The 24,372-nt window shown below is 71.5% G+C and carries 14 protein-coding genes; 3 read left to right on the top strand and 11 right to left on the bottom strand.

Annotation, left to right across the window (positions count from 1 at the left end; genetic code table 11):
- Positions 1–14: 14 nt before the first annotated feature.
- Both B1759_RS05325 and B1759_RS05320 read right to left on the bottom strand, forming a co-directional pair.
- Complete coding sequence (locus B1759_RS05325; protein ID WP_095513992.1) at positions 15–1,505, bottom strand: alkaline phosphatase; 1,491 nt, start codon at positions 1,503–1,505, stop codon at positions 15–17.
- 175 nt (positions 1,506–1,680) lie between these two features.
- Positions 1,681–2,088 (bottom strand): hypothetical protein, encoded by a 408-nt coding sequence (locus B1759_RS05320; protein ID WP_095513991.1) that lies wholly within the window; start codon positions 2,086–2,088, stop codon positions 1,681–1,683.
- 180 nt (positions 2,089–2,268) lie between these two features.
- Here B1759_RS05320 and B1759_RS19640 point away from each other — a divergent pair, with 180 nt between their 5' ends.
- Both B1759_RS19640 and B1759_RS05315 read left to right on the top strand, forming a co-directional pair.
- The gene (locus B1759_RS19640; RefSeq protein WP_158225133.1) at positions 2,269–2,445 is read left to right on the top strand and encodes a hypothetical protein; all 177 of its coding nucleotides are present in this window, start codon (positions 2,269–2,271) and stop codon (positions 2,443–2,445) included.
- Positions 2,446–2,929: 484 nt separating this feature from the next.
- Entirely contained in the window at positions 2,930–5,998 is a 3,069-nt protein-coding gene (locus B1759_RS05315; protein ID WP_095513990.1) for a vitamin B12-dependent ribonucleotide reductase, read from the top strand.
- Positions 5,999–6,070: 72 nt separating this feature from the next.
- On the opposite strand, the gene B1759_RS05310 is transcribed toward B1759_RS05315, so the two are convergent.
- Positions 6,071–7,522, bottom strand: coding sequence for a pentapeptide repeat-containing protein (locus tag B1759_RS05310; protein ID WP_095513989.1), 1,452 nt, complete (start codon positions 7,520–7,522; stop codon positions 6,071–6,073).
- A 250-nt stretch (positions 7,523–7,772) separates the two neighbouring features.
- On the opposite strand from B1759_RS05310, the gene B1759_RS05305 reads away from it, so the two are divergent.
- Positions 7,773–8,066 (top strand): GIY-YIG nuclease family protein, encoded by a 294-nt coding sequence (locus B1759_RS05305; protein ID WP_095513988.1) that lies wholly within the window; start codon positions 7,773–7,775, stop codon positions 8,064–8,066.
- A 33-nt stretch (positions 8,067–8,099) separates the two neighbouring features.
- On the opposite strand, the gene B1759_RS05300 is transcribed toward B1759_RS05305, so the two are convergent.
- From B1759_RS05300 to B1759_RS05265, 8 genes are all read right to left on the bottom strand, one after another.
- The gene (locus B1759_RS05300; RefSeq protein WP_158225131.1) at positions 8,100–10,454 is read right to left on the bottom strand and encodes a cation:proton antiporter; all 2,355 of its coding nucleotides are present in this window, start codon (positions 10,452–10,454) and stop codon (positions 8,100–8,102) included.
- Between the two features lie 54 nt (positions 10,455–10,508).
- Positions 10,509–11,192 (bottom strand): alpha/beta hydrolase, encoded by a 684-nt coding sequence (locus B1759_RS05295; protein WP_095513986.1) that lies wholly within the window; start codon positions 11,190–11,192, stop codon positions 10,509–10,511.
- A 52-nt stretch (positions 11,193–11,244) separates the two neighbouring features.
- Positions 11,245–15,852 carry a hypothetical protein gene (locus B1759_RS19635; RefSeq protein ID WP_158225130.1) on the bottom strand — a complete coding sequence of 1,536 codons (4,608 nt, stop codon included), beginning with the start codon at positions 15,850–15,852 and terminating at the stop codon, positions 11,245–11,247.
- Between the two features lie 73 nt (positions 15,853–15,925).
- The gene (locus B1759_RS05285; RefSeq protein WP_095513985.1) at positions 15,926–17,215 is read right to left on the bottom strand and encodes a T9SS type A sorting domain-containing protein; all 1,290 of its coding nucleotides are present in this window, start codon (positions 17,213–17,215) and stop codon (positions 15,926–15,928) included.
- Between the two features lie 371 nt (positions 17,216–17,586).
- Positions 17,587–18,519 carry a ring-cleaving dioxygenase gene (locus B1759_RS05280; RefSeq protein ID WP_095513984.1) on the bottom strand — a complete coding sequence of 311 codons (933 nt, stop codon included), beginning with the start codon at positions 18,517–18,519 and terminating at the stop codon, positions 17,587–17,589.
- A gap of 64 nt (positions 18,520–18,583) precedes the next feature.
- Positions 18,584–20,236: an FAD-dependent oxidoreductase gene (locus B1759_RS05275; RefSeq protein WP_095513983.1), complete on the bottom strand. Its 1,653-nt coding sequence runs from the start codon at positions 20,234–20,236 to the stop codon at positions 18,584–18,586.
- A gap of 132 nt (positions 20,237–20,368) precedes the next feature.
- Positions 20,369–21,397: an AFG1/ZapE family ATPase gene (gene zapE, locus B1759_RS05270; protein WP_095513982.1), complete on the bottom strand. Its 1,029-nt coding sequence runs from the start codon at positions 21,395–21,397 to the stop codon at positions 20,369–20,371.
- 461 nt (positions 21,398–21,858) lie between these two features.
- The gene (locus B1759_RS05265; protein ID WP_158225129.1) at positions 21,859–24,177 is read right to left on the bottom strand and encodes a PIG-L family deacetylase; all 2,319 of its coding nucleotides are present in this window, start codon (positions 24,175–24,177) and stop codon (positions 21,859–21,861) included.
- Positions 24,178–24,372: the final 195 nt, after the last annotated feature.

Here is a 24,372-nt window from a genome sequence, read left to right as displayed (position 1 = left end):
TGACCGAGGCGGAGCTACTCGCCGCGCGGGTACTGCAGGTCGCGGGCGCGGACGGTGTGCTCCCAGAGCATCGCGCCGTCGGCGTCGAACGTCCGCATCCGCATCGTGCGGTCGGTGCGCGGGCCGGTCACCGTGAGCGTCCCGAAGTTGTGGACGCCCGCGACCAGCGTGCCGTCCACGCGGAGCGGGTTGGTGTACTCGGGCGAGTCCTCGCGCAAGGCGTAGGTCGAGGCGCCGGCCGTGAGCGGGCTGGAGGTGAACTCGTAGAGCGGGTAGTGGCCAGGGCGCTCCAGCCGCATCAGCTCGGTGTGGTGGCGGTCGCCGGAGAGGAACACGACGCCCTCGATGCGCCGCGCCGCGATCTGGTTCAGCAGCGTCTGCCGCTCGGCCGGGGCGACGGCGGAGAAGGTCTCGAACACGGCGAGCGGGTTGAGGAACTGGCCGCCGACGGCGATCACCTTGAAGGGCGCGCGGCTGGTGGTCAGCGCGTCGAGGAGCCACTGGCGCTGCTCGGCGCCGAGGATGGTGCGCTCGGCCGCGGGCGCGTCGTTGGGCGCGCGGTGGTAGCGGTCGTCGAGGAGGAAGAACTCGACGTCGGCCCATTGGAAGTGGGTGAACACGCCGGGGACGCCGGGCATCCCACGCGTGGCGGACGGCCAGTAGGCGGAGAACGTGTCCAGCGTCTCGCCCTTGAGGACGTACGACCGGTCGGCGTCGTTGGGGCCGAAGTCGTGGTCGTCCCAGGTGGCGTAGTGGGCCGTGGAGGCCAGCAGCGGCTGGAGGTCCGGCGTGGCGCGGCTGTGGCGGAAGCGGTGGTCGATGCCGCCCGCGCTCCACCAGTCCACCTCGCGGAGGTACGTGTTGTCGCCGAGCCACAGCATCAGGTCCGGGCGGAGGGCCGCGATCTCGCCGAAGATGGCCGTCGAGCCGCCGTAGGCGTTGCCGGGGCGGTCGTAGGCGGGCTCGTTGTCGTAGAAGCACGAGCCGAGGGCCGCCGTGAAGCTGGGCGGGTCGGTGCGCCACTGCCAGAGCGCCTGCGTGGTGAACGCGGTCGGGTAGGACGGCTGGAGGGCGACCCCATCGACGAGGACCGTGTAGGCGTAGTCCGTGCCCGGCTCCAGCCCGTCGAGAACCACCGTTGCGATGCCGCGCGCGTCGGTGGCGACCGTCGCCGCCGCGCCGAGCGAGTCGGGGCCGACCGCCTCGACGCGGACCTCGGCGTCGCGGTCGACCTGGACCCAGATGGCGGCGCCGCGGTGGGTCACGTCCGCCAGCATCGGGCCGGAAACGAGCGTCGCCCGCTCGGCGACCGCGTCGGTCAGGGGGAGGCCGTCGAGGCCGGTCGCGGGGGCCTCGGCGAGCCCGGCCCGCACGAGGGCGGTCTGGACGGCGCGTTCCATCGCCGCCTGCCCGGCAGGCGTGGACGAGGCGGCGGTGAGGGCGGGCACGCATCCGCTGCCCAGCAGGGCGAGGGCGGCGACGAGGAGAGAGGCGCGGACGGTCATGGGGCGGTACGGGCGTGGTGGGCGGCGCGGTCGGGAAGAGGGCAGGAGCACAAGCTCGCACGAAGCGGCGGCGCGGATCGCCGCACGCCTCGGCCCACGCTCCCAGGGATCTCATCAAAAAACGCCGCGCCCCGAGTGACGGGGCGCGGCGTCGCAGAGGGGCACCGAGGCGGGACTACTCGTCCTCGTCCTCGAAGACGGGCTCCGGGCGGACGTCCCAGAGCAGCATCTGCTCGATGTCGGCCGAGTCCTCGCCCTCCTCGTCCTCGAACGTGTAGTCGCCCAGCTCGTCGCGCTTGCCCGCGGGGACGCGCGTCCACGTCTTGCCGTCGGCGTCCTCGAACTCGGACGGGAACGGGCTCTCGATGCGGTAGCCGGGGTGGTAGCTGCGGTACTTCTTGGCGGCCTCGTAGAGGGCCGCGCGGCGGGCGCCGGGGCGAGTGGCGCTGTAGCCGAGGACCTTGAAGGGCGCGATCTCGATGATCGCGATCACGTCGTCGCCCTCGTCCTCGGGGTCGGAGTACTCGGGGCGGACCACCTTGAACTCGTCGGGGTGGGGGTACGCGCTGCGGTCGTCGAACATGGGGAGCGGTCGGAAGTCGGAAGGAGCGAAGGTACGAGGCGGAACCCGCGAGGCTCCGGAACCGGGCCTTCAGATCGCGGCTTTCCCGTCCGATTCACCCCACGTGCGTGGCCGGTTCGGCTTGCCCCCGTCCCGGCGCACGCGGTAGACTTCCCGCAGTCCCTCCAAACGCCCCCCGTCATGGACGACTTCTCCGACGACGACCTCGACCTGAACCTCGACGACGATCTGGATCTGGACGACGACGATCTCGATCTCGACGATGATGATCTGGACCTCGACGATCTCGAACTGGACGACGACGACCTCGACCTCGACGAGGAGATCGACTTCGAGCCCGACGACGACGACTTCTAGACCGCGAGCGGCGTGGCGGGGGATGCCCGTCGCCGATGGAGAGAGCCCGTCGCCTCTGTAGGCGGTGGGCCGTTATGGCGGACTTGGATCGGGCCTGGCATGGGTCGCGATGTGTGCACAGAGGGTGCATGTAGAGCCGCTATTGGGGCGTGCTTCTGTATAACGGCTTTCGAAACGGTGCATGTGAGGCCTCCTCGACGGTCGGGGCTCGAAAGGCCCTTCGTCGGGCCTGGAGGGCCGATTCTCGACGGTGTGGATAACCCGTGGACGGAGGACGGTTGCGCCCCCTCTGGCGCACGGGTTACTTGGGATTCGCATCTAGCGCTTCCACGCCTTCGGGCTTGAGCCGCCGCGCGTCCGAGGAGGGCGGCCCGGCTCGCCCCCGTCCCCCAGCGTTGAAGTCCGGCGGCACGAGCCGGTCGGGGTCACGGACCCTGATCGAGGCCCTGGTGTCGCGCTTCGTTCCCCCCACACCCACCCTGCTATGGCCAAGAAAAAGGCCCCCGCCACGTCCGGCGGGCTCACCATCGACCGTGTCTTCTCCACCGAGGGCCAGCACCCGTTCGACAGCGTCTCCTGGACGACGCGCGACGCCGCCATCAAGAACTTCAGCGGGGAGGCCATCTTCGAGCAGAAGGGCGTCGAGTTCCCGGAGGCGTTCAGCCCGCTCGCCGTCAACGTGGTCGCGAGCAAGTACTTCTACGGCGACGTAGAGACCGGCAACGGCACGCCCGCCGAGGGCCAGCGCGAGTACAGCCTCAAGCAGCTCGTCCACCGCGTCACGCGCACGATCACGGACTGGGGCCGCGAGCAGAACTACTTCGCCACCGACACCGACGCCGAGACGTTCTACGACGACCTGACCTGGCTCTGCACGAACCAGTTCGGCGCGTTCAACTCGCCGGTGTGGTTCAACGTCGGGCTCGGGCAGCAGTACGGCATCCGCGATTCGGGCGGCAAGACGATCTCCGGGTGGGACTTCGAGACGCAGCAGATCGTCGACGTGGATCCGTACGAGCGGCCCCAGGCGTCGGCCTGCTTCATCATCTCGGTGGAGGACTCCGTGGACGACATCTGGCAGCTGATGGGCGAGAGCGCCCGGCTGTTCAAGTTCGGGTCGGGCGTCGGCGCCGACTGGTCGAAGCTGCGCTCGTCGCACGAGAAGCTGTCGGGCGGCGGCATCCCGTCCGGCCCGGTGTCCTTCATGAAGGTGCAGGACGCGACCGGCGGCACCATCAAGTCGGGCGGCAAGACGCGCCGCGCGGCCATCATGCAGACGCTCAAGGTCTGGCACCCGGACATTCTGGAGTTCGTCCGCGCCAAGCAGACGGAGGAGCGCAAGGCGTGGGCGCTCATCGAGGAGGGCTACGACGGCTCGTTCAACGGCGACGCCTACGGCTCGGTCGCCTTCCAGAACGTGAACCAGTCGGTTCGCCTGAACGACGCGTTCATGGAAGCCGCCAACAAGGGCGAGCGGTTCGGCCTGACCGCCGTCACCTCGGGCGAGGTGGTGGACGAGGTCGACGCGCAGGACCTGCTGCTGACCATCGCCGAGGGCACGCACATCTGCGGCGACCCGGGCGCGCAGTACGAGGACACGATCCAGCGCTGGCACACCTGCAAGAACCACGGCCCGATCCACTCCAGCAACCCCTGCTCGGAGTACATGTTCTTGGACGACAGCGCCTGCAACCTGGCGTCTCTGAACCTGATGAAGTTCAAGACGGCGGACGGCCGGTTCGACGTCGAGCGCTACCGCGCGGCCTCGCGGCTGTTCATCACGGCGCAGGAGATCCTGGTCGATAACGCGGGCTACCCGTCGGCGACCATCGCCAAGAACAGCCACACGTACCGCCCGCTGGGCCTCGGCTTCGCCAACCTCGGCGCGCTCCTGATGAGCATGGGCCTGCCCTACGACTCGGAGGAGGGCCGCGCGGTCGCGGCGGCGCTGATGGCCATCGAGCACTGCGAGGCGTACGCCCGCTCCGCCGAGATCGCCGCCAACCCGGCCATCGGCCCGTTCGACGGCTACGCCGACAACGCCGAGCCGATGCTGGACGTGATGCGGATGCACCGCGACGCGGTCAAGGAGATCGACGCGTCCTGCCCCGCCTACCTCACCGAGGCGGCCCAGGCCAGCGCCGACCGCATGGTCACGCTCGGCGAGCAGTACGGCTACCGCAACGCCCAGGCGACGGTGCTCGCGCCGACCGGCACCATCGGCTTCATGATGGACTGCGACACGACGGGCATCGAGCCCGACCTCGCGCTCGTCAAGTACAAGCTGCTCGCGGGCAAGGGCGACGGCCTGATGAAGATCGTCAACCAGACGGTCCCGGAGGCGCTTTCGCGGCTCGGCTACTCGGACGCCGAGGTGGCCGAGATCATCCGCTACATCGACGAGAACGACACCATCGAGGGGGCGCCGGGTCTCAAGGACGCCCACCTGCCGGTGTTCGACTGCGCCTTCAAGCCCCACAACGGCGAGCGCTACATCTCGCACATGGGCCACATCCGGATGATGGCGGCCTGCCAGCCGTTCATCTCGGGCGCGATCTCGAAGACGGTCAACCTGCCGGAGAGCGCGACCATCGAGGACATCGCGGACGCCTACACGAAGAGCTGGGAGCTCGGCCTGAAGGCGGTCGCGATCTACCGTGAGAACTCCAAGCGCAGCCAGCCGCTCTCGACCCAGTCGGGCGGTAACACGGCGGGCAAGACGGAGACGGCGGAGGCCGAGTTGGCTTCGCCGTCCCTGTCAGGGGCCGCCGGCGACGGCGCCTCGGGCGACGGCGCGGCCCACGGGACGCCCGAGATCTCGGAGCGCATCGTCGAGACGATCGTCGAGAAGGTGGTCTACCGCCCGCACCGCGAGCGCTTGCCGGACGAGCGGCCGTCGGTGACGCACAAGTTCTCGGTCGCCGGCCACGAGGGCTACCTCCACGTGGGCCTCTACCCGGAGGGCCACCGCAACGCGGGCCGCCCGGGCGAGATCTTTATCACGATGGCCAAGCAGGGCTCGACCATCGCCGGGCTGATGGACAGCTTCGCGACCGCGATCTCGCTGGCCTTCCAGTACGGCGTGCCGCTGGAGGACCTGGTGAGCAAGTTCGGCCACGTCCGCTTCGAGCCGGCCGGGTTCACCAACAACCCCAAGATCCCGATCGCCAAGTCGATCACGGACTACATCTTCCGCTACCTGTCGCTCAAGTTCCTGGGCGGCGGCGACGGCGCCGAGGCCGACCTGGCCGAGGAGGAGGTGTCGGTGGACCCTACGGTGGCCGTGGCGTCTGAGGCGGACCGCCACGGCCCGGCCGAGGACCAGTCGCAGGCGGACCTCTTCGCGACCGCGCAGGCGGCCGTGGACGGCACGCAGGCCAGCCACCTCGGCGGCTCCGTCGAGGCGGTCCTGGAGGCCGACGCGAACGGCCAGCTGGGCGCCTTCCAGAACCAGGACGACTCGCCGGCCTGCCCCAACTGCGGCGGCATCACGGTCCGCGCCGGAAGCTGCTACAGCTGCCCGAACTGCGGCTCGTCCACCGGCTGCGGCTGAGCCCCGCCGTCTTGACTCCCTCGGCCTCGGCACCGAGGCGGGCGCCCCCGGTTCCTTTGGGATCGGGGGCGCTTATTGGCTCGGAGGGTTTCTTCGCCATCCCGGCGGCGGTGGTGGTGGCGCAAAGTCATCAGGGGCCCTGGGTGGCCCAGTGGGCTCGCAACACAATGAGTCCGATCCTGGTGGCCGACCTATTTCTGCCCCTTGGGACTGCGCCCAGCTCAGGATCTCATAGGAATTCTCGACCAGCCGATTGGCGCCGTTGTCGCCGTGCCGAGATAAAACAGCGCCTCGAATAGAGGCTGCTTGCCGGAGTCCGCGGATGGAGTCAAGCTGGACGAAGGTCAGGTCGGCATCGTCAAGGTGTGCGTCGAGAAAGCTTGCTCCCGACAGGTTCGCTCCTGCGAAGTCTGCTCCGCGAAAACTAGAATTATCTAGCCTCGAACCTTGGAAGTTAGCAAAGCTCAACTTTGCGCCGTCAAACGAGTTTTCGAACAGCCACGCCTCAGAAAACAAAGCTTGATTGAGCTCTGCATCATCGAAGCGAGCCTGCCGGAGGTCAGCGTGGGAAAAAGAGATTTGATCTCCACGGACTCCCTTCAGACTCGCCAGCCGAAGATTGGTGAACTCGAGACTTATGCCCTCGAGCGAAGCCCGATCGAGGAAAGCGCCGTTCAGATCTGCGCCAGTCAGGTCCGCCCCCGATAGATTCGCTCCACGCAGGTCAGCCCTGGGCAGAGAGGCAAGGCGAAGGTTGAGGTCGGAGAGGTCGGCGCCCGCAAGATGGCTGCCAGTGGCGATTATTCTCGCGTCCGACAGGCCCAATTGGCGGAGTCGGCCGAGCACGATCAGCGCCCCGATTGCAACAGGCGGGGCATCATCACTCAGGAGCGGAAGGAGCGCATCGAAGGCGATCTCCGGCTCGTTCCGGGCAAAGGCGAGGATCTGGTCGACGCTGGACGTGTTGGGCTGGGGCCAGCGGTACAGCGCGTCGTCGTAGAGAAGCGAGTCCGGGATCGTGAGATAGTCGGCGACCGGTCGTCCAAGAGAGTCGTAGGGCGGCAGGAAGAGGAGACTTCGGAGAGAGGAGGTCTGCTCGAAGGCGATCAGGTTGTTCTGCCGGTCGAACCGGGCATTCTGCTGGTAAAGCAGAACCGTCTGCGCCGCGATGAACGCGGACGGGATCGCCGCAGCCAGCAGGTACCACAGCCGCACGCTCGTCAGCCGCGCGAGGAGCGATACGGCGAACTCACGCGTCTCCACCTCTGGAAAGGGCTCAGTCCGAGGGCTCTTCCCATACAAGCGCCATGCATCCCAGAGACTCCGCGTCCGGCGCTCAACGTCTGTCCCTGCGACAGCGCGGACGGCCACCTCACCCGCGAATGTCGCGGCCTTCTTCTTGCGGGACTGGAAGGCCGCGTCGGCCTCGTCGCGTCGCGCGATCTCCGCTTCCAGCGCTCGCACTCGGTCTCGAAGCGCGTCCACGTCGTCAGGCTGGTCGTCGTTGGGTTCGGTGGTCTCCATGCGTGCACGGATGAGAGTGGTCACCAGATGGTAGCATTGGGCACACGGTCCCGCTTTGATTCTGCCTCACTCCCCGTTGTCATCCTGAGCGGAGCGAGCGCCAGCGACCGTAGTCGAAGGATCTCTGGTGCGACGGTCTCTCCTCTCGGAGACGAGAGCGCTGCCCGGAGCGTCCCACTCGGTACAGATCCTTCGACTCGCTGCGCTCGCTCAGGATGACAGGATGGGCGGGCGGGTGTCATCTTTCGGTATGAGTCAGCGTAAGACCTACTGGGTTTACATCCTCACGAACCGCTCCGGCACGCTGTACGTCGGCGTGACGAACGACTTGGAGCGGCGGATGGCGGAGCACGCGGCCAGCGGCGATGAGCGGTTCACGGGACGCTACACTCTCGATCGACTGATCTACGCCGAGCCGTACCCGGACATCCGCGACGCCATCGCCCGGGAGAAGCAGTTGAAGGGCTGGCGGCGCTCGAAAAAGGTGTCGCTCATCAACGCCGTCAACCCCACGTGGCGCGACCTCCGCGACGCTCCCGGCTGACCCCGCCTCGGCGCCGAGGCGGACGGACTCGCGCTACAGCATCACTTCGTCCTCGTAGCACCAGCCCCAGGACTCGCCGGGCTCGATGCTCCGCACGACCGGGTGGCCCGTCGCGTGGTAGTGCGCCGTCGCGTGCTTGCCCGGCGACGAGTCGCAGCAGCCGACGTGCCCGCACTCCATGCAGACGCGCAGGTGCACCCATCGGTCGCCCTTCTCCAGGCACTCCGCGCAGCCCTGCGTGCCCGGCCTCACGTCGTGGACGTGGTCGCCATGTGAGCAGTCGGCCTTGGGGTCGGGCGTGAGGTGGACGGTCTGGGACGTGTCGATCCAGTCGGCGCGCTGGGTGGGCATGGCAGGAAGAGCAGGGAGGGAGGGCGTCCCGGCGTCGGACGTGCGGAACAGGTCGGCGGCGTCGATGAACGACTGGGGCGTGCCGCCAAACAGGACCTCGTCGCCGGGCTGGAGGACGAAGGCGCCCGAGGGCTCGCTCGTGACCGCCCCGTCGCGGGTGACCTCGATGGCATGGACGAGCCGCTCGTCGAGTTGGAGGGCCGCGAGCGACTGCCCGGCGGCGCGCGTGCCCTCCCGGATGGTGACCGTGCGCGTCGAGAAGCAGTCCCCGTCGAGCTCGCAGCGGACCGCGGGCGTGTCCATGACCTCCTGGTCGAAGGCCTCGTAGGTGCCGTGGCGGAGCGTCTCCTCGTGGCGCAGGATGTCCTCGGCGTCGACGCGGTAGTGGCGCAGGATGTCGTCGAACAGGCCGATGACCGCTTCCAGTTCGACCGCGATCACGCGGTCGGCCCCGGCGTGGACCAGTTCCTCGGCGTCGGCGGGCGTGGGCGCAGTGGCGACGATGCGCGCGGTCGGCGCGAGTGCGCGGGCGACGGACACCACGCGGTGGGCCATCTGCGGGTTGTCGTCCGGCACGACGAGCAGCTTGGCGCGGTCCAGCCCGACCGCGTTCAGAATGTGCTGTTTGGCATAATCGCCCCGGAGCACGCGGAGTCCGTCCGCCTCGGCCTCTCGCGCGCCGAGCGGCGACAGCGTCACGACCACGAACGGCACGCCGGAGCCCTCCAGCACGTGGACCAGCTTCTTCGCCGCGTCGCCGTAGCCCGCCACGATGGTGTGGTTTTCCAGGTCCGCGAAGTGCTCCGGCTCCACCGCGGGCGCGTCCGGCTCCTTCGCGTCCGACAGCCCCCGGAGCTTCTGCGCCAGCCGGCCCGCGTACGGCGCCGCGACCGGCGTCAGCGCCATCGACACGACCGTTGCGGCGATGAAGAGCGGCGCGCCGACGTCGTCCATGCCCAGCGGCGCCAGCCCGGCCTCGCGGCCCGAGCGTTCGAGCACGAACGAGAACTCGCCCACCTGCGCCAGCCACAACCCCGTCGCCGCCGCCGCGGGCGTCGCCCGGCCCACCGCGCGGACGGCCACGAACGTGGTCCCGAACTTCAGCAGCGTCACGGTGACCAGCGCGAGGACCACCAGCCCGAGGTTGTCCCACACGAACCCGAGGTCGAGCAAGAGGCCGACCGACACGAAGAACGTCGCCGAGAACAGGATCTGGAGCGGCAGGATCTCGGACAGCGCGTGCTCCGAGAACCGGCTCTGGCTCACGACCAGCCCGGCCAGGAACGCGCCCAGCGAGATCGACACGCCCGCCAGGCCGACCGCGTAGGCCGTCCCGAAGCAGATCGCGATGATGGTCAGCAGGAACAGCTCGGGCGAGCAGGTCTGCGCCACGTGCTCGAGGACGGGCGGCAGCACGCGCCGCGCGACCACCAGCACGAACACGATGATCAGCGCGGCCTTCGTGAGCGCCCACGCCAGCTCGCCGCCCGACACGTCTCCGCCGCCGAGCGCGGGCACCAGCAGCACCATCAGGATGACGACGAGGTCCTGGAAGATGAGCAGCCCGACCGCGCCCTGGCCCACCTCGGTGTTCGTCTCGCCCCGGTCGCCGAGCAGCTTCGTCACGATGGCCGTCGACGAGAGCGCGACGAGGAAGCCGGTGAACACCGCCGGGCGCCAGCCGACGCCGAACGCGAGGCACGCGCCGGCCACCAGCGCCGTCGTCAGCCCCACCTGGATGCCACCCCCGACGAAGATGAGCCGCTGGATCTTCTGGAGCTTGTCGAGCGAGAACTCGATGCCGATGGTGAACAGCAGCAGCAGCACCCCGATCTCGGCCGCCGCGTCGATCAACTCGGGGTCGGTGACGAGGCCCAGCCCGCTCGGCCCGATCAGCACGCCCGCCAGAAGGAAGCCCACGATGGGCACCAGCCCGACCCGCTGACTGATGTACGCCACGACCGCCGCCGCCAGCACGATGGCGACGACCTCGACGAGGAACGGGGGGACGGCACCGGCGGCGAGGATGAACGGCATGGATGCGAGGTCCGGTTGGGCGTGGCTCCGTCGCATGCTACGGAGCGCCCGAAGTCACGACCGGCCGAGCATCTGGCGCACCGCGTCGATCTCGTCGCGGTTGACGGTGTGGCCCATGCCCGGGTAGACGCGGGCGTCCACGACGCCGCCGAGGCGGGCGAGGACGGCGGCGGTCGTCTCGACGCGCGAGAGCGGGATGTGCGGGTCCACGTCCGAGCAGCCCACGAACACGGGCGTGCCGTCGAGCGACGTGTCGTAGTCGAACGCCTTCTCGGCGTAGCTGCCGCCCATGCCGCGGACGCGGGGCGCGTCGGGTGGGCCCTCGCCGGTGCCGAGCAGGCCGCCGGAGAGGACGACCACGCCGCCCCAGCGTCCGCCGGTGCGGGCGGCGGTCTCGGAGGCGAGGCAGGCGCCCTGGCTGAAGCCTGCCAGCACGATCCGCTCGCGCGGGATGCCCGCGGCCTCCGCCTCGGCGACGGCGCGGAGCACCGCGCGGATGCCGCTCGACAGGCCGGGCTCGTTGGCGTCCAGCGGCGCGAGGAAGCTGTTCGGGTACCACGCCCAGCCTGCCGCCTGGGGCGCGAGGTACGCCAGGTCGGGCCGTCCGAACTCGGGCGCCAGCCCCAGGATGCCGCGCGCGCTGTCGCCCCGGCCGTGGACCAGCACCATCGCGGCGGTGGCCTCGGCCAGCGGGGTGCCGAAGGAAACGGGGGGCAGGGCGTCGTGAGGACCGGTCATCGGGAGCGGAGGCAAGGACTGTATGCACGCTCCACGTCTACCTCCCGATCCGTCAGCGGGCCACCACCAGCGAGCCGACGAGGATCGCGTCGTCGATCTCCGCTCGCACCAGGTAGACGCCGCTCGGCAGGGGGCCGGTGTCGAGGCGGGCGGTGTGGTGCCCGGCGGGCCGAGGGCCGTCCACCAGCCGGGCCGCCTCACGCCCGAGGGCGTCGATCACGGTCAGGCGGACGGGCGCCGGGGCGGGGAGCGCGTACGGCACCGAGACCACGCCGCGAGCCGGGTTGGGGAAGGGCGCGGCCAACGCTGCCGTCGCGGGAAGGGCGACGCCCGGCTCAGCGGGCACCGGGTTGGCGAGGGAGTCCGCACCCAGCCCGAGGTCGCCCCAGGCGGTCAGCCCCGAGGCACACAGGCGGGAGCCGTCGAGCGACGAGTCGTATGCCGTCCAGGCGGTGTCCGGGCGTGGTCGGTGGACCACCACCAGCTGGTCGGGGGCGAGCACGCCCTCGACCCCGTCCACGTCGAGGCAGGCGTCGTACGTGACGCCCTCGAGACCATCGGCGCGGAGGGTCCAGTGGCGGTCACGGGCGACCGTGTTGGGGCGAAGCTGAGGGCCGGCGGGCGTGCGGGCCTGCGAGTCGAGTGGGCTCGGGATGGGCGGAATGGTGGGTCCGTAGCGCGCTGCGTAGAGCGTGCCGCCGGTCGCGCCTGCTCGCAGTCCGTTCTCGGTCACCTCCACGTCGATGCCCACGTCGGTCAGGACCGGGCCGGTCTCCCCCTCGGTCACGTCCACCTCGGCGGCGTCGCGGGCCCGCGTGATGCGGATGCAGTCGCTGAAGGCGCTCGTGGTGCGGTCGGTGGCGGTCGGGGTCAGGGTGAGCGCGAGATACTGATTCAGCGGGGAGGCGCCCGGCGCGAGGCTCGTCACCGGGACCTCGACGCGTCCCGCCGACACCGTGGCGCTGCCGACGAGCAGGCCCTCGGCGTTCCCGCTGTCGCAGCGGGGGGATGCGAACACGTCCATGGCTCCGGCCACGCCGACCGTGGCGCGGAGGTGGGCCCCGTCCTCGGTGCGGACCGCCGAGAGCACGGTCGGCGGCGAGGGCGCGTTCGACGGGTACTCCAACTCGCCGTTGAGCAGCAGGAGCGACTCGCCACGGTTGTTCAGGAAACTGGTCGCGCGGATGCGGTTGCTCGTCTCACCGTCGATCGGGCGGATCGCGACGCCCACCTCGCCGTTGCCCTGCACGATGTTGCCGACCGGGTCGCCGCCTTCCTCCACCGGGCGCGCCTCCATCCGGTTGCCCTCGCTGCCGAAGTAGAACACGCCCCCGTACTGGTTCGGGATCGCCGCGCCCGACCCGATCGCGCCGCCGATGAGGGACCCCGCGATGACGGTCTCTCTCGGGTCGCGGTCCTCGTCCTCCGGCGCGGTCACGAGCACGCCGCCGCCGTTGCCGGAGATGACGTTGCCGAGCATCAGGGTTCCGCGGCCGTCGGTGACCCAGATGGCGGCGCGTGCAGAGGTCGGCGAGCCCCGGCCGTTGCCGAGCTCTCGCGTCCCGGAGAGGGTCGTCCCGATGCGGTTGAACGCGATCACGGTCGAGTCGGGCGTGCCGGCGAGGTGACGGCGGGCGGCCGCTGCGGTGTCGCGGAGGACGGTGCGGCCGGGGGCGAGGAGCGCCGCGAGGCGCCCGTCTCGGGCGGCCTCCGCCTCGGCCCCGGCGCGGAGGGTGGCGGGCCGCGCTGCGACGCGCGCCGCTCCGGCGCCCCCGGGACGAAGTCCGTCCTCCGGGCTGCCGAGGTCGAGGTCGCCACCGATCCGGATGGCGTCGAACTGGTTGCCCGAGATCACGTTGCCCAGTCCCGGCGCCCCGATCACGGTCCGGTCGCCCACGTCCGGCCCACCGTCCAGACGGCCCGGGACGTAGATACCGATCGTGTTGGGGCGCGCCGCCGTTCCCGCCCGGTTCGTGCCGATGCGGTTACCGGTCAGCACCGCTTCATCGCTCGCCAGCGCAACGCCGATGAGTTGCCCGCCGATGGTGTTGTTCACGATCTGGACGCCCGGGGCGCCCAGCAGCGCGATCCCGAACGGATCGCGCTCCGTCCTCGCGAGTTGCCCGCTCGCGAGCAGCCCGATGGAGTTGGACGCCACCACGGCGTTCGCCGTCTTCGGCCCGAACAGGGCCGTCCCCAGGCTGCTGCGAATGCGGTTGCCGTCGGCGAGGGTGAGCCCGCCGACGGTGACATCGGCGACACCTCCGCCGTCCGCGTCGCTCAGGACGGCGACGCCGGTGTTGATCTCGCCCAGGACAGCGCTCCCGGCCGCGTTCAGGCCGATGGTGTTGGCCGCGACGGTGGCGCGGTCCGGGGCGCCCCCCGCCTCGCCGAGGTCGAGCAACCAGACGCCGCCCCGAGAGTTGCCCTCGCCCGACGCACCCGCGACGACCACGTTGCCGGCCCCGGCCTTGCCGATCTGCGCGCCGCGCGCGGCGCCGTAGAGGTACACCGCGGCAGCGCCGCCGACACGTGCCGTCGTGCCGGACCGGTCGGTGCCGATGAGCGAGCCGAGGACCTGCGCGCCGTCGGCGGGCGCGTCCGGGGTGCCCGTGATCGCGACGCCGTGCGCCGCGCTGGCCGCGATCACGTTGCCCGGCGCGCGGCCCGGCGTGGCCGTCTCACCCCCGATGACGACGTTGGGCGCGGAGACGACCGAGATGCCGTGGTGGCCGGTCCGCTCGGTGGCGTCGGTGCCGTTGGCGAGCGCCGTGGTGCCGTCGGCGGCCAGCCCCACCCAGGTGCCCAGGACCTCCACCCCGTCCGCCTCGGCGCCTTCGATGCGGAGGCCGTGGGTGGCGTTGCCCGCGATCAGGTTGCGCTCGGCCTCGCTGTTTCCCCCGATGCGCACGCCCGGCGCGCCCTCCACGAGGATGCCCTCCGCGCCGTTGCCGAGCGCGGCGGTCCCGTCGCCGGTCGTCCCGATGCGGTTGCCTGCGATCACGACGCCCGCCGACGCGGCACCGCGCACCACCACGCCCGCGCCCGTGTTTCCCGACACCACGTTCCCCAGCCCCGCTTCCTCGCCGCCGATGGTGTGGGTCGGGGAGCCGTCCACCACGATGCCCTGGCCGTTCGGGAGCGGCGTGGTCCCGTTCCGCGCCACGCCGACGTAGCTCGCCTCGACGCGTCCGCCGCCGGGGCCCGACATCCGGATGCCCGCCCCGCCGAACCCGCCGACGGCGAGCCCCAGCACGGCGCTGTCGGGCTGGTTGAGCACGAACCCGTCGCCGGACACGCCGGTCGCGCGCACCGTGATCAGCGGCCGGTCCGTGTACCCTGGCTGCGTGGTGCCGTCGAACACGGTCGGCCCGGTCAGGGACGGGAGGGGGCTGGAGACGGTGATCACGTGGGCTCCGCCCTCGCCGATCTCGAACAGGATCTCGTCGGCCCCGGTGCGTGCGTTGGCCGTCTGGATGGCCGCCCGGAGGGTGCACTGGAGGCCTTCCGAGCCGCTCACGTCGCACTCGTCGTCCGTGTCGTCGAGGTCCTCCTGGTCGCCCGTCGACGTGACGCGGATGCGGTCGTCCTTGAGGCCGAGCACGAACGTGAACCGGACCCCCGTCGTCGTGTCTGTCGCGCGGGCGACGACGACCTGCCCGTCCTGGGAGAGCCAGCCGTCGTCGGTGAAGTTGATCGTGCTGACGTCAGTGCCGGTCTCGCGGACGAGGTCCTTGACGAAGCGCCAGCCGTTCTCAGCGTCCCAGAGGCACAGGGGACCTTCGTCAGCGGCGCTGCAGTCCGCGAGCACGATCGTGCCGTCCGCCGAGAGGTCGATCGCGTCCCAGCGGTTGAAGTTGTCGACCACGTAGCCCGGATAGGGGGGGATCTGCGTGACCGTGGTCCCGGACCACAGCCAGAGCTCCTTGGCGAGGGCGCCGCTCGACGGGACGAAGCGCGTGTTCTCGCCCAGAACCACGCTCCCGTCGGCCGACACGGAGACAGCGGCGGCACTCGTCGGTTCGACCCCGCCGACGGTCGCGAGAGGGGCCTTGGAGACCGTCATGCCGTCCCACCGGAGGGCGGTGCCAGGGCTCTGGAACTGGAACCCGACCCGGACGCTGCCGTCGAGACTGAGCCCGAGCACCTCCGACCGCAACTCCCGGTTGGCGCCCTCGGGCAGCGGAAGGATGGTGACCGTCTCGCTCGCGAGGTCGAGGACGGCCGCCTGACGCATCCGGTTGCCGCTGGGCTGGAGCTGCTGGAAGTCCCCGCCGACCGTGCTCCCGTCGTCCGAGATCACGGTGGTCCCGAACTCGTCCTCGGTCCCCGGGAGATCGATCGGCGAGTACTCGTTCCCGATCAGCGTGCCGATCACCCGCGGGTCCGTGTTGCCGTCTCCGCCGACGATGATGTCCCCGCCGCCCGAGATGAGGCTTGCGGAGAAGTCCACGGAGTCGGGGATGCCCACGAGGGGGCCGAGCATGCCCTGCGTCCAGCGGAGCGACTCGAAGGTGCCGTCGCCCTGCTTGGTGCCGATGAACGTGCTGCCCGTGCTGTTGATGTCGCGGACGAAGACGCTGTCGACGCGGATGAACTGGGCGGACGCAGGGATCGCTGTCAGGAGAACCAGGGCAGGAAGGAGAAACCAGAAACGCATGAGGACGCAGGCGGTGCAGTCGGAGGTCGAAGAGTCAAACGAACTCTGCCGCCCGACCGGCTCACGCCGCACCCTAGCGAGCGAGGACGAACGGGCGAACGAGGACGCCGCCCGGGCTCTCGACGCGGATGAGATAGACTCCCTGGGCGAGTCCAGACGTGTGGAGCGAGAGGGCGTGGTCACCCGCTGCCACCGCGCCGTCGAGGACGACCGAGACCGTGCGCCCCAGCAGGTCGACCACCCGGACCTGCACCGGGCCCGCCTGGGGGACGGTCAGGCGAACGGCCCCCGCCGTCGTCATGGGGTTCGGGCCGACCGTAAGGCGTGGCGACGCCCGCGCGGGCGCGGGCTCGGCCGGGGTGGACGGTCGGAGCGAGGCGACCCAGCCCCCGAACACACCGGACGGGTTCCGCCCCTGGCCGCCGAACACCAACCCGTCGTCCGAGATGCCTGTGATGCCGGCGAACGTCCAGCCGCTCACGTCCAGCCCGGCGTCCGTCAGCAGGTCGCGGAGGGGGCGCCACCCCACGCTCTGCTGCCACACGATCGCGCGCTCGACGCCGTCAGCCCCTCCGTAGGACCCCGCGATGACCGAGCCGTCGGCCGAGACATCGACGGCGAGGTACTCGCCGTCGGGGTAGCCCGGCGCCGGGCCGAGGTCGACCATGCTGCCCGCCTCCCAGCGAAAGGCGCGCACCCGTTCAGAGGCATCGGGCGCCGAGCCGACGACGACCCGCCCGTCCGACGAGACGGCGTAGGCGCGAGCGAGCCCCGTCCCGCCGAGCGTTCTGAGGTCGATCATGCTACCGTTCTCCCAGCGGAACGGGCGGAGGGTCCCGGTGATGTCGAACGCGCCGCCGACCACGACGGACCCGTCGGCAGAGAGGCCTGTGGCCGAGCTGAAGTCGCCGCCGAGGGTCCCGAGGCTGGCCGCCGTCTCCCCGACCCAGCGTGTCGCCCGACCGCGGCCGTCGAACAGGGCCTGACCCGCGACCACGGTTCCGTCGGCGGAGACGCTGGAGGCGGTGCCGTTGGGGAGGCCGAGGAGTTGATAGTTCCCCTCGGTCCACCGGAAGGCGTCGCTTCCCCCCGTCGCGGTGAGCTGCGCGGCCCCCACCAGAACGGAGCCGTCGGCCGAGGCATCCAGCGCGCGGCTCGTGAACGCGCCTGGCGGATTCCCGAGCAGCTCCAGCCCCGCCGCCGTCCAGCGGAAGGCTTGAGCGGGAGACGTGAGCCGTCCCATGGCGACCGATCCGTCCGCCGACACCGCCTCGACGAGCGCGCCGTCTCCGACCCATTCGAGGGACTGCGCCTGGACGGTCAGGCCTGTGAGGAGGGAGAGGGCGAGCAGACGGCACAGCATGGCGGACGCGAGCAGTGGCAGAGCGAGGGTGTGCCTCCTGAAACGAACCCTTCCGCGAAAGCGGCTCACACCTGCACGCGCGGGGCAGGCGCGCTGGATCGGGAAACCGGCCGAGCGCGGCCCCACGGCGACCTTCTACCGCTGCTCTGCCCTCGCGCGACGCGCTCCGCCGGTCCTCGGTCCACTGGCGCGGTGGCGTTCGATCCTCAAGAGCGGGATTCCGATCCGGCCCATCGTCCGCAACCGCTCACGACCGTCCCCACACCTCACCGACGGCGCAGGACGCGACAGCGAGCCTGCGACCGTGTCCACCTCGGGCCCGAGGTGGGCGGGATCTCCCTCGCAATGGGACGCGAGGAGCGAGCGCACCGTCAGGCGGGCAGGCGGAGGGGCGTCAGGCGGGCCTCGATGGCGGCCCGCTGGGGCTCATACTGGGGCGGCAACTGGAGCGCGTGGCCGAGTGCGTCCGCCGACTCGTCGACCGCGAACCCCGGTGGGTCGGTGGCGATCTCGAACAGGATGCCGCCCGGCTCGCGGGTGTAGACCGAGTGGAAGTACCGCCGGTCGATCTGGGGCGTCGGGCGGAGGCCCATCGACAGGAGCGTCTCGCGGACTGACAACTCGGCCTCATCGTCGGGCGCGCGGAAGGCGACGTGGTGGACGGTCCCGATGCCCATCCGGCCGGTCGGCATCTGCGGCGAGCAGAACAGGTCCACGAACCGGGCGCGGTCGGCGGCGGGGTTGACGAGGCGGAGGCGGTCGCCCTCCTGGCCGTGCTCGGCGTAGCCGTAAGCCTCGGTGAGGACGTGGGCGGTGGCGTCGGGGTCGCGGGAGCAGAGCGTGACGCTGTGGAACGCACCGAGCGCCATCGCCTCGGGGACCGGCCCGTCAGCCCAGGCGCCGCTGGCGTCGTCGGTCTCGATCAACTCGATCACCAGCCCGTCGGCGTCGCGGAGGGTGAGCACGCTCTGCCCGAAGCGGACCGTCGGCATCGCCACCTCGAAGGGGGCGCCGGGGAGGCGATCGAGCCACCGCGACAACGCGCCGGGGGCGACCGCGTAGGCCGTCGCCGTCGCCTGCCCGGCGCCGATCTGCCCGCGCAGGCCGTCGGCGGGCCAGGGGAAGACCGTCAGCACCGAGCCCGGCCGGGCGTCGCCGTCGGCATAGTAGAGGTGGTAGGTGCCGGGGTCGTCGAAGTTGACGGTCTGCTTGACGAGCCGCAGCCCGAGCGCACCCGCGTACGCGTCGACGTTCGCCTGCGCGGGCCCGCAGATGGCGGTGACGTGGTGGAGGCCGAGGAGCATGGGGCGAGGGAGCGGGAGGCGGGGGAGCTGAGGACGGCGGCCAGGCGGGGGCCGTGCCGGGTACCTAGAGCGACGCGAGGTGCTGGTGAACGAACGCGACGGCCACGGAGCCCTCGCCCACCGCCGAGGCGACCCGCTTCACCGAGTCGGCGCGGACGTCGCCGGCGACGAAGACGCCCGGGACGCTGGCCTCCAGCAGATACGGGTCTCGCTCCAGCGGCCAGTCGGCCAGGTCCGCCTCGGTGAGGTCGGGGCCGGTCCGGACGAAGCCCTTGCGGTCCCGCGCGACGGCCTCCGGCAGCCAGTCGGTGTCCGGCGCGGCGCCGATGAACACGAACAGGTAGCTCGACGTGACGCTCTCCGCCTCGCCGGTGCCGCGCTCGGTCAGCGTGACGCACTCCAGGTGGTCGTCGCCGGTGCACGCCGTCGCCTCGGTGTTCAGGCGCACGTCGATGCTCGGGTGCGCCTCGATGCGGTCGACGAGGTACTGGCTCATGCTCTTCGCGAGGTCGTCGCCGCGGACGATGATGGAGACGCGGTCGGCGTAGTTGGCGAAGTGGAGCGCCCCCTGCCCGGCCGAGTTGCCCGCGCCCACGACCAGCACGTGCTCGCCCTCGCACCCGATCGCCTCGGACATGGTCGCGCCGTAGAACACGCCCTTGCCTTCGAGCGCCTCGGCGCCGTCGGCGGGCAGCTTGCGCCAGTCCACGCCGGTCGCCAGCATCAGCGCGTGGCACGACAGCTCGCGGCCGTCGTCCAGAGTCAGGATCTTGTACGGCCCGTCCACGCGGACGCTCGTGACCTCGATGGGAGAGAGGATCTCGACCCCGAACCGCTCCGCCTGGGCGACGCCGCGGCGCGCGAGGTCGGCCCCGGAGAGCCCGGCGGGGAAGCCGAGGTAGTTCTCGATGCGGCTCGACGTGCCCGCCTGCCCGCCCGGCGCCTCCCGCTCGAGGAGCACCGTCTTGAGCCCCTCGCTCGCCCCGTACACCGCCGACGCCAGCCCGGCCGGGCCGCCGCCGACGATGGCGAGGTCGTAGAACTCGCGCTCGGCCTCCTGGCGGATCCCGATGCGGGCCGCCACGTCGCGGGGCTCGGGGGCTTCCAGGCGCGTGCCGTCCTCCAGGATCACGAGCGGGAGCGCAGCGCCCTCGGCCGTCGCGCGGGCGTCCTCGTCGCGCTCCACGTCCTCGAACCGGTACGGGACGTTGTTGCGCGAGAGGTAGTCGCGGAGCCGGTGCCCCTCGGCGCTCCAGCGGTCGCCGATGAGCCGGAGGCCGCCGTAGCCGGGCCGGTAGGCGTTCTTCCAGTCCGCGAGGAGGTCGTCGAGGGTCGGGTAGAGGGTCTCCTCGGGCGGGTCCCAGGGCTTGAGGAGGTAGTAGTCGACGCGGCTGTCGTTGATGGCCGAGATGGCCGCGTCGGTGTCGGCGTAGGCCGTCAGAAGGACGCGTTTGGTGGCCGGGGAGACCTGCGCGACCTGCGCCAGCAGGCCGACGCCGTCCATCTGGGGCATCCGCTGGTCGGAGAGAACGAGGGCGAGCGGCTCGTTGCGCTGGACCAACTCGCGGACGGCGTCGAGTGCCTCGGCGCCCGAGTCGGCGCGGAGGACGCGGTACTGCTCGCCGTAGTGGCGGCGGAGGTCGCGTGCGACGGCGCGCAGCACGTCCGGGTCGTCGTCGACGCAGAGGAGGACGGGGTTCTTCGGGGCGTCGGCCATGCCAGGGGAGAGCGGGGCGGGATGGACGCCGGGCCGCGGGCGGGGTTCGGGGGGAGGCTGGCGGGCACGCTCCGGAGAAGGGCCGAGGTGGGGCAGGTCACCGATCTGCCCACGTCCTACCGCCTCCCCGACCTACCGATGCGCCGCCTCCCCGACGTGCGTCACCTCCGCGAGTGCCGTCAGGCGGCTCGTCGTCCGGGTGAACTTCTCTGCGATGGCCGCCTCGATGCCGCGCCGCCCGTCCGCCGCGAACCAGTCCGCCGGGGCGGTCGCGGACGTGAAGTAGAGCGTCGGCGGGGACGGAAGGCCGTACAGGTCGTCGGCGACGCGGAGCAGGCGCAGGGCGTCGTCGGTGTCGGTCACGTCGATGCCGTCGAGGAAGAGGGCGCGGGCCTCGGCCAGGTGCTCGGTCAGGCGCGTCCGCTCCACCTCGGTCGTCAGGCGGATCAGTTCGTCGAACCCGAGCCAGCGCTTGGGCTCGGGGGCCGCGTCGTAGGCCGTCCGCATCGCCGCCCGCGTGGCCTCGGCGTCGCCCACCCACGCCTGGCCCTCCTTGTCGAGCCGCTGCCGAAAGTCGTCGCCGCCGACGAACACGACGTGGTACTGCGCCGCGAACTCCTCCGAGATGAACCGCTCCAGCCGCTCCCGGCCCTGCCGCGCCGAGACGAAGTTCTCGGGCTCGGCATTGGAGGTCGCCGCCAGCGTCACGCCGCGCTCGCGGAGCGCCTTCAGCACCGCGATCAGGCGGACCTCCCCGGCGGGGTCGTCCAACTCCACCTCGTCCAGGCACAGCACGCGCGCCTGTTCGGCGATGCGGTCGGCGTAGGCCTCCGGCGGCTCCTGCGCCCGCAGCAGCGCCGACGAGTGGGTGTAGGCGCACGGCACCGGCTTCGACCCGTCCTCGGGGCTGTTCAGCGCGTGGAAGATCGACGCCAGCAGGTGCGTCTTGCCCGTCCCGACCGGCCCGACGAGGTAGAGGCCGCCGCGCAGCCCGTCGTCGCGCTTGAAGAGGCGCATCCACGACGGCCGCCCCTCGCGGATGCGGACGAGGCGGACGAACGACCGGGCCTTGTCGCGCGCCTCGGCCTGCCCGTCGGTCTGGGGCACGTAGCTGTCGAGGCGGGCGGTGTCGTAGCGGGCGGGGGGACGGAGGGCGGTCAACGCAGCAAGGGGACGGGCACCGGAGACTAGTCATGCTCCGGGCCCCTCCCCCTGTCTGGAGGCGTTTGCGAGAGAACTACGTCGTCGGCGTGGTGCGCCGGCCTGACTGTGCCATTCGGGCGGAGCGGGGCGTCCGCGTGCCGTGGCCGAGAGGGGAGGGGCTCGGGCGCGTGGCGTGGGCCAGGCGGCGGCGCTCGCGGCTGCAGTGGCGCATCGGCGAGTCGAGGATCGAGGAGCGGGGGATCGGGGTGCTGAACATGACTCCGGGGAGCGAGGTGCCGCAGGGACGCACGTCTCCAGACTGCGGCACGAGCCGTCGGAAACGGGGGCTCGGGCGCGTCATCGGACGGGCCTCGGGAGCCTGGCGAAATGCCCGGGGGGAGGGCGTGAAGTGCTCCCTACACGGAGGCGACCGCCCGCGGGTTACGAGCGGGCGCTAATATTTTAGCGGCGCCTGGATGTCATCGCGCGCCCACCGCGCCGCGGCCGTCCGTCAGCGGCAGCGAGACGAGGTCGGCGAAGGCCCGCCACGCGCCCGGCGTCAGGGCGGCCAGCTGGCGGTACCACACCAGCGGCGAGTAGACGTACGTCCCCTGGCCGACCTCGGCGAACAGCAGGCCCGTCGTCAGCGGCGCCTCGCCTGCGTCGCCGACGGACAGCAGGCGCTGGTAGCGGGCGTCGGCCTCGGACGGGAAGTAGAGGCCGCGCTCCTGGACCCAGCCGTCCCAGTCCGCCTCGGTGAGCGCATGGGGGGCCTGGAAGAGCGGGTGGTCGGGCAGGAGAACCGTCACCGGGGCGTCCTCCATGGTCACGCGGTCGCGGCCGAGGACGAGCGGGTACGGCGCCAGCCCGTCGTTGTCGTTCCACTCGAACGACTTGTGGTAGCCGACCACGAGGTGCCCGCCGCGCTCGACCCAGGCCAGCAGACGGTCCTTGTGAGCGACGAGGTCGGGCCGCTCCAGCATCGCCCGGATGTCGACCACGATGGTCTGGAGGCCGGAAAAGTCGCCCGCGGCGAGCGCCGTGCTGTCGAGGTCCACCACGTCGGCGCCCATGACGGCCAGCGCCTCGGCCATGGTGCCGTCATAGCTGCGCACGAAGCCGACCCGCAGGCCTGGCGCGACGGCCACGTCCGGCAGGATGGTCGCGGGGCGCTCGACGATGAACCACGGCAGCCCGCAGCCGCTCGTCTGCGCGGCGGCCTGGATGCGGTAGTCGCCCGGCGCAGCGTCGCCCAGGTCGATCTCGAACACGCCCTGCCCGTCGGCCGCGGCGATGCCCTGCACCGCGAAGGCGACCGCGGCGTCGCCCCGGTAGAGCGTCAGGCCGACGTTGACGGTGTCGCGGAGCGCCTCGAAGACGGTCAGCTGCACCGGGATCTCGTTGACGCCCGGCACGAGGCGGATAGGGTCGGGGGAAAGGTCCACCGTCGCCGGAGGCACGATCTCGACCGGCAGGCGGCCGCCTGCCACCAGTGCGCCCGCGGCGTCGCGGACGGCGTAGAGCAGCGGCGCGGTCCCCACCGACGTGCCGTACTGCGACCGGTAGGCCGGGGCCGTCGGCGTGGTGCCGGACGGCACGGGCACGCGGAGGCGGCCCGCGCCCGCGGTCCCGGTCACGGGCTCGGCGGCGAAGAGGCCCTGCGTGGGGGCGCCCGGCGGCGGGTACACGGTCACCGTCTGGCCCGGCGCGAGCGCGCCCAGGTCCACGTAGACCGACTGCGTGGGCACGACCGTCGGCGACGAGACGCCGAGGTCGAGCGTCGGCAGGCGCCCGCTGTCCACCAGCGTCGCCAGCGGAAGGTCGGCGGCGGTCGGGTTGGGGCGGAGGCCCGCGGCGAGGTCGGTCGCGCCCGCGGGCAGCGGCGGCACGCCCTCGGCCGACGCGATCAGGCGGAACGTCGTCGTCTCCCGGCGGAAGCGCGGCGCCCACAGGTCGAAGCCCTGGCTGACGTGCTTCGAGACGCCCGCCACGGCGCGGTCGGCGCACGACTCCGCCGGGCGGACCGCCGTCGCGGCGCAGTCGTCCCCGACCGGCACCGTCACGTCGATCTCGTCGGGATTCGCCGACGAGAAGCCGCCCACGCGCAGGAACAGCCGCGACGGCTGCCACACGTCGACGCCGTCCTCCTCCAACTGCTCCGGCCGGTACGTCGGGTCGGCCGCGAGCGAGAACGCCTCGAACGACGAGAGGCCGACCGCCTGGTGGTGCCCGTGCTGGGCGTTCGGCCACGCCGTCGTGGTGTCGTGGTTGGTAAACAGCACGTCCGGCTTCAGGCGCCGAATCTGGTACACCACGTCGGCCACGAGAGCGTCCCGCCCCGCCTCGGCGTCGAGGCCGGCGGGGTCGATGGCCTGCCAGAAGCCCGTCCGGCCGCCGCTCCACTCGGTGAACGCCTCCGCGGCGTGCTTCGAGAACCCGAAGTCGAACCGGTCGAGGAAGACGACGCGCGTGCCCAGGATGCGCGCCGCAGCCTCGGTCTCGGCCGTGCGGATCGCCCCCAGCCGCTCGTAGAGGTCCGGCCCGGCCTCGTTCTGGCCACCCTCGCCGCGCGTGTAGATCACCGAGTAGACCACCGCGTCCTGGTTGCCGCGGTAGTAGGCCATCGTCAGGCCGTCCTCGTCGTCCGGGTGGGCGGCGAGGTTCATCACCACCAGCGGCCGGTCGGGCGCGTCCAGCCCGCGCGGCGGCGCCGACTGCCCGCTGGCCGGACCGATCAGCACGAAGAGGGCCGCGAGGACGGGGACGAGTCGGAGCCGAGAGGTCGACGAGGTCTGCATGAGGAGGCAAGTCGTTCGCCGAAACGTACCGCCGGGGCATGGGCAGCGATCCATGCGGCAGATGGGGAACGGAGGAATGAGAGTCGTGAGGCCCGCGTTGCCAACGGGCGGAGGAAGCCGGACGCCGCCCTCTCTCGTCAAACGCCGTGCACCCGATCGAAGGCACCGCGCACCCGATCGAAGGCACCGCGCACC

It is taken from the genome of Rubrivirga sp. SAORIC476 (assembly GCF_002283555.1).
GTDB lineage: Bacteria > Bacteroidota > Rhodothermia > Rhodothermales > Rubricoccaceae > Rubrivirga.
This window is presented reverse-complemented; position numbering and strand designations above follow the sequence as displayed.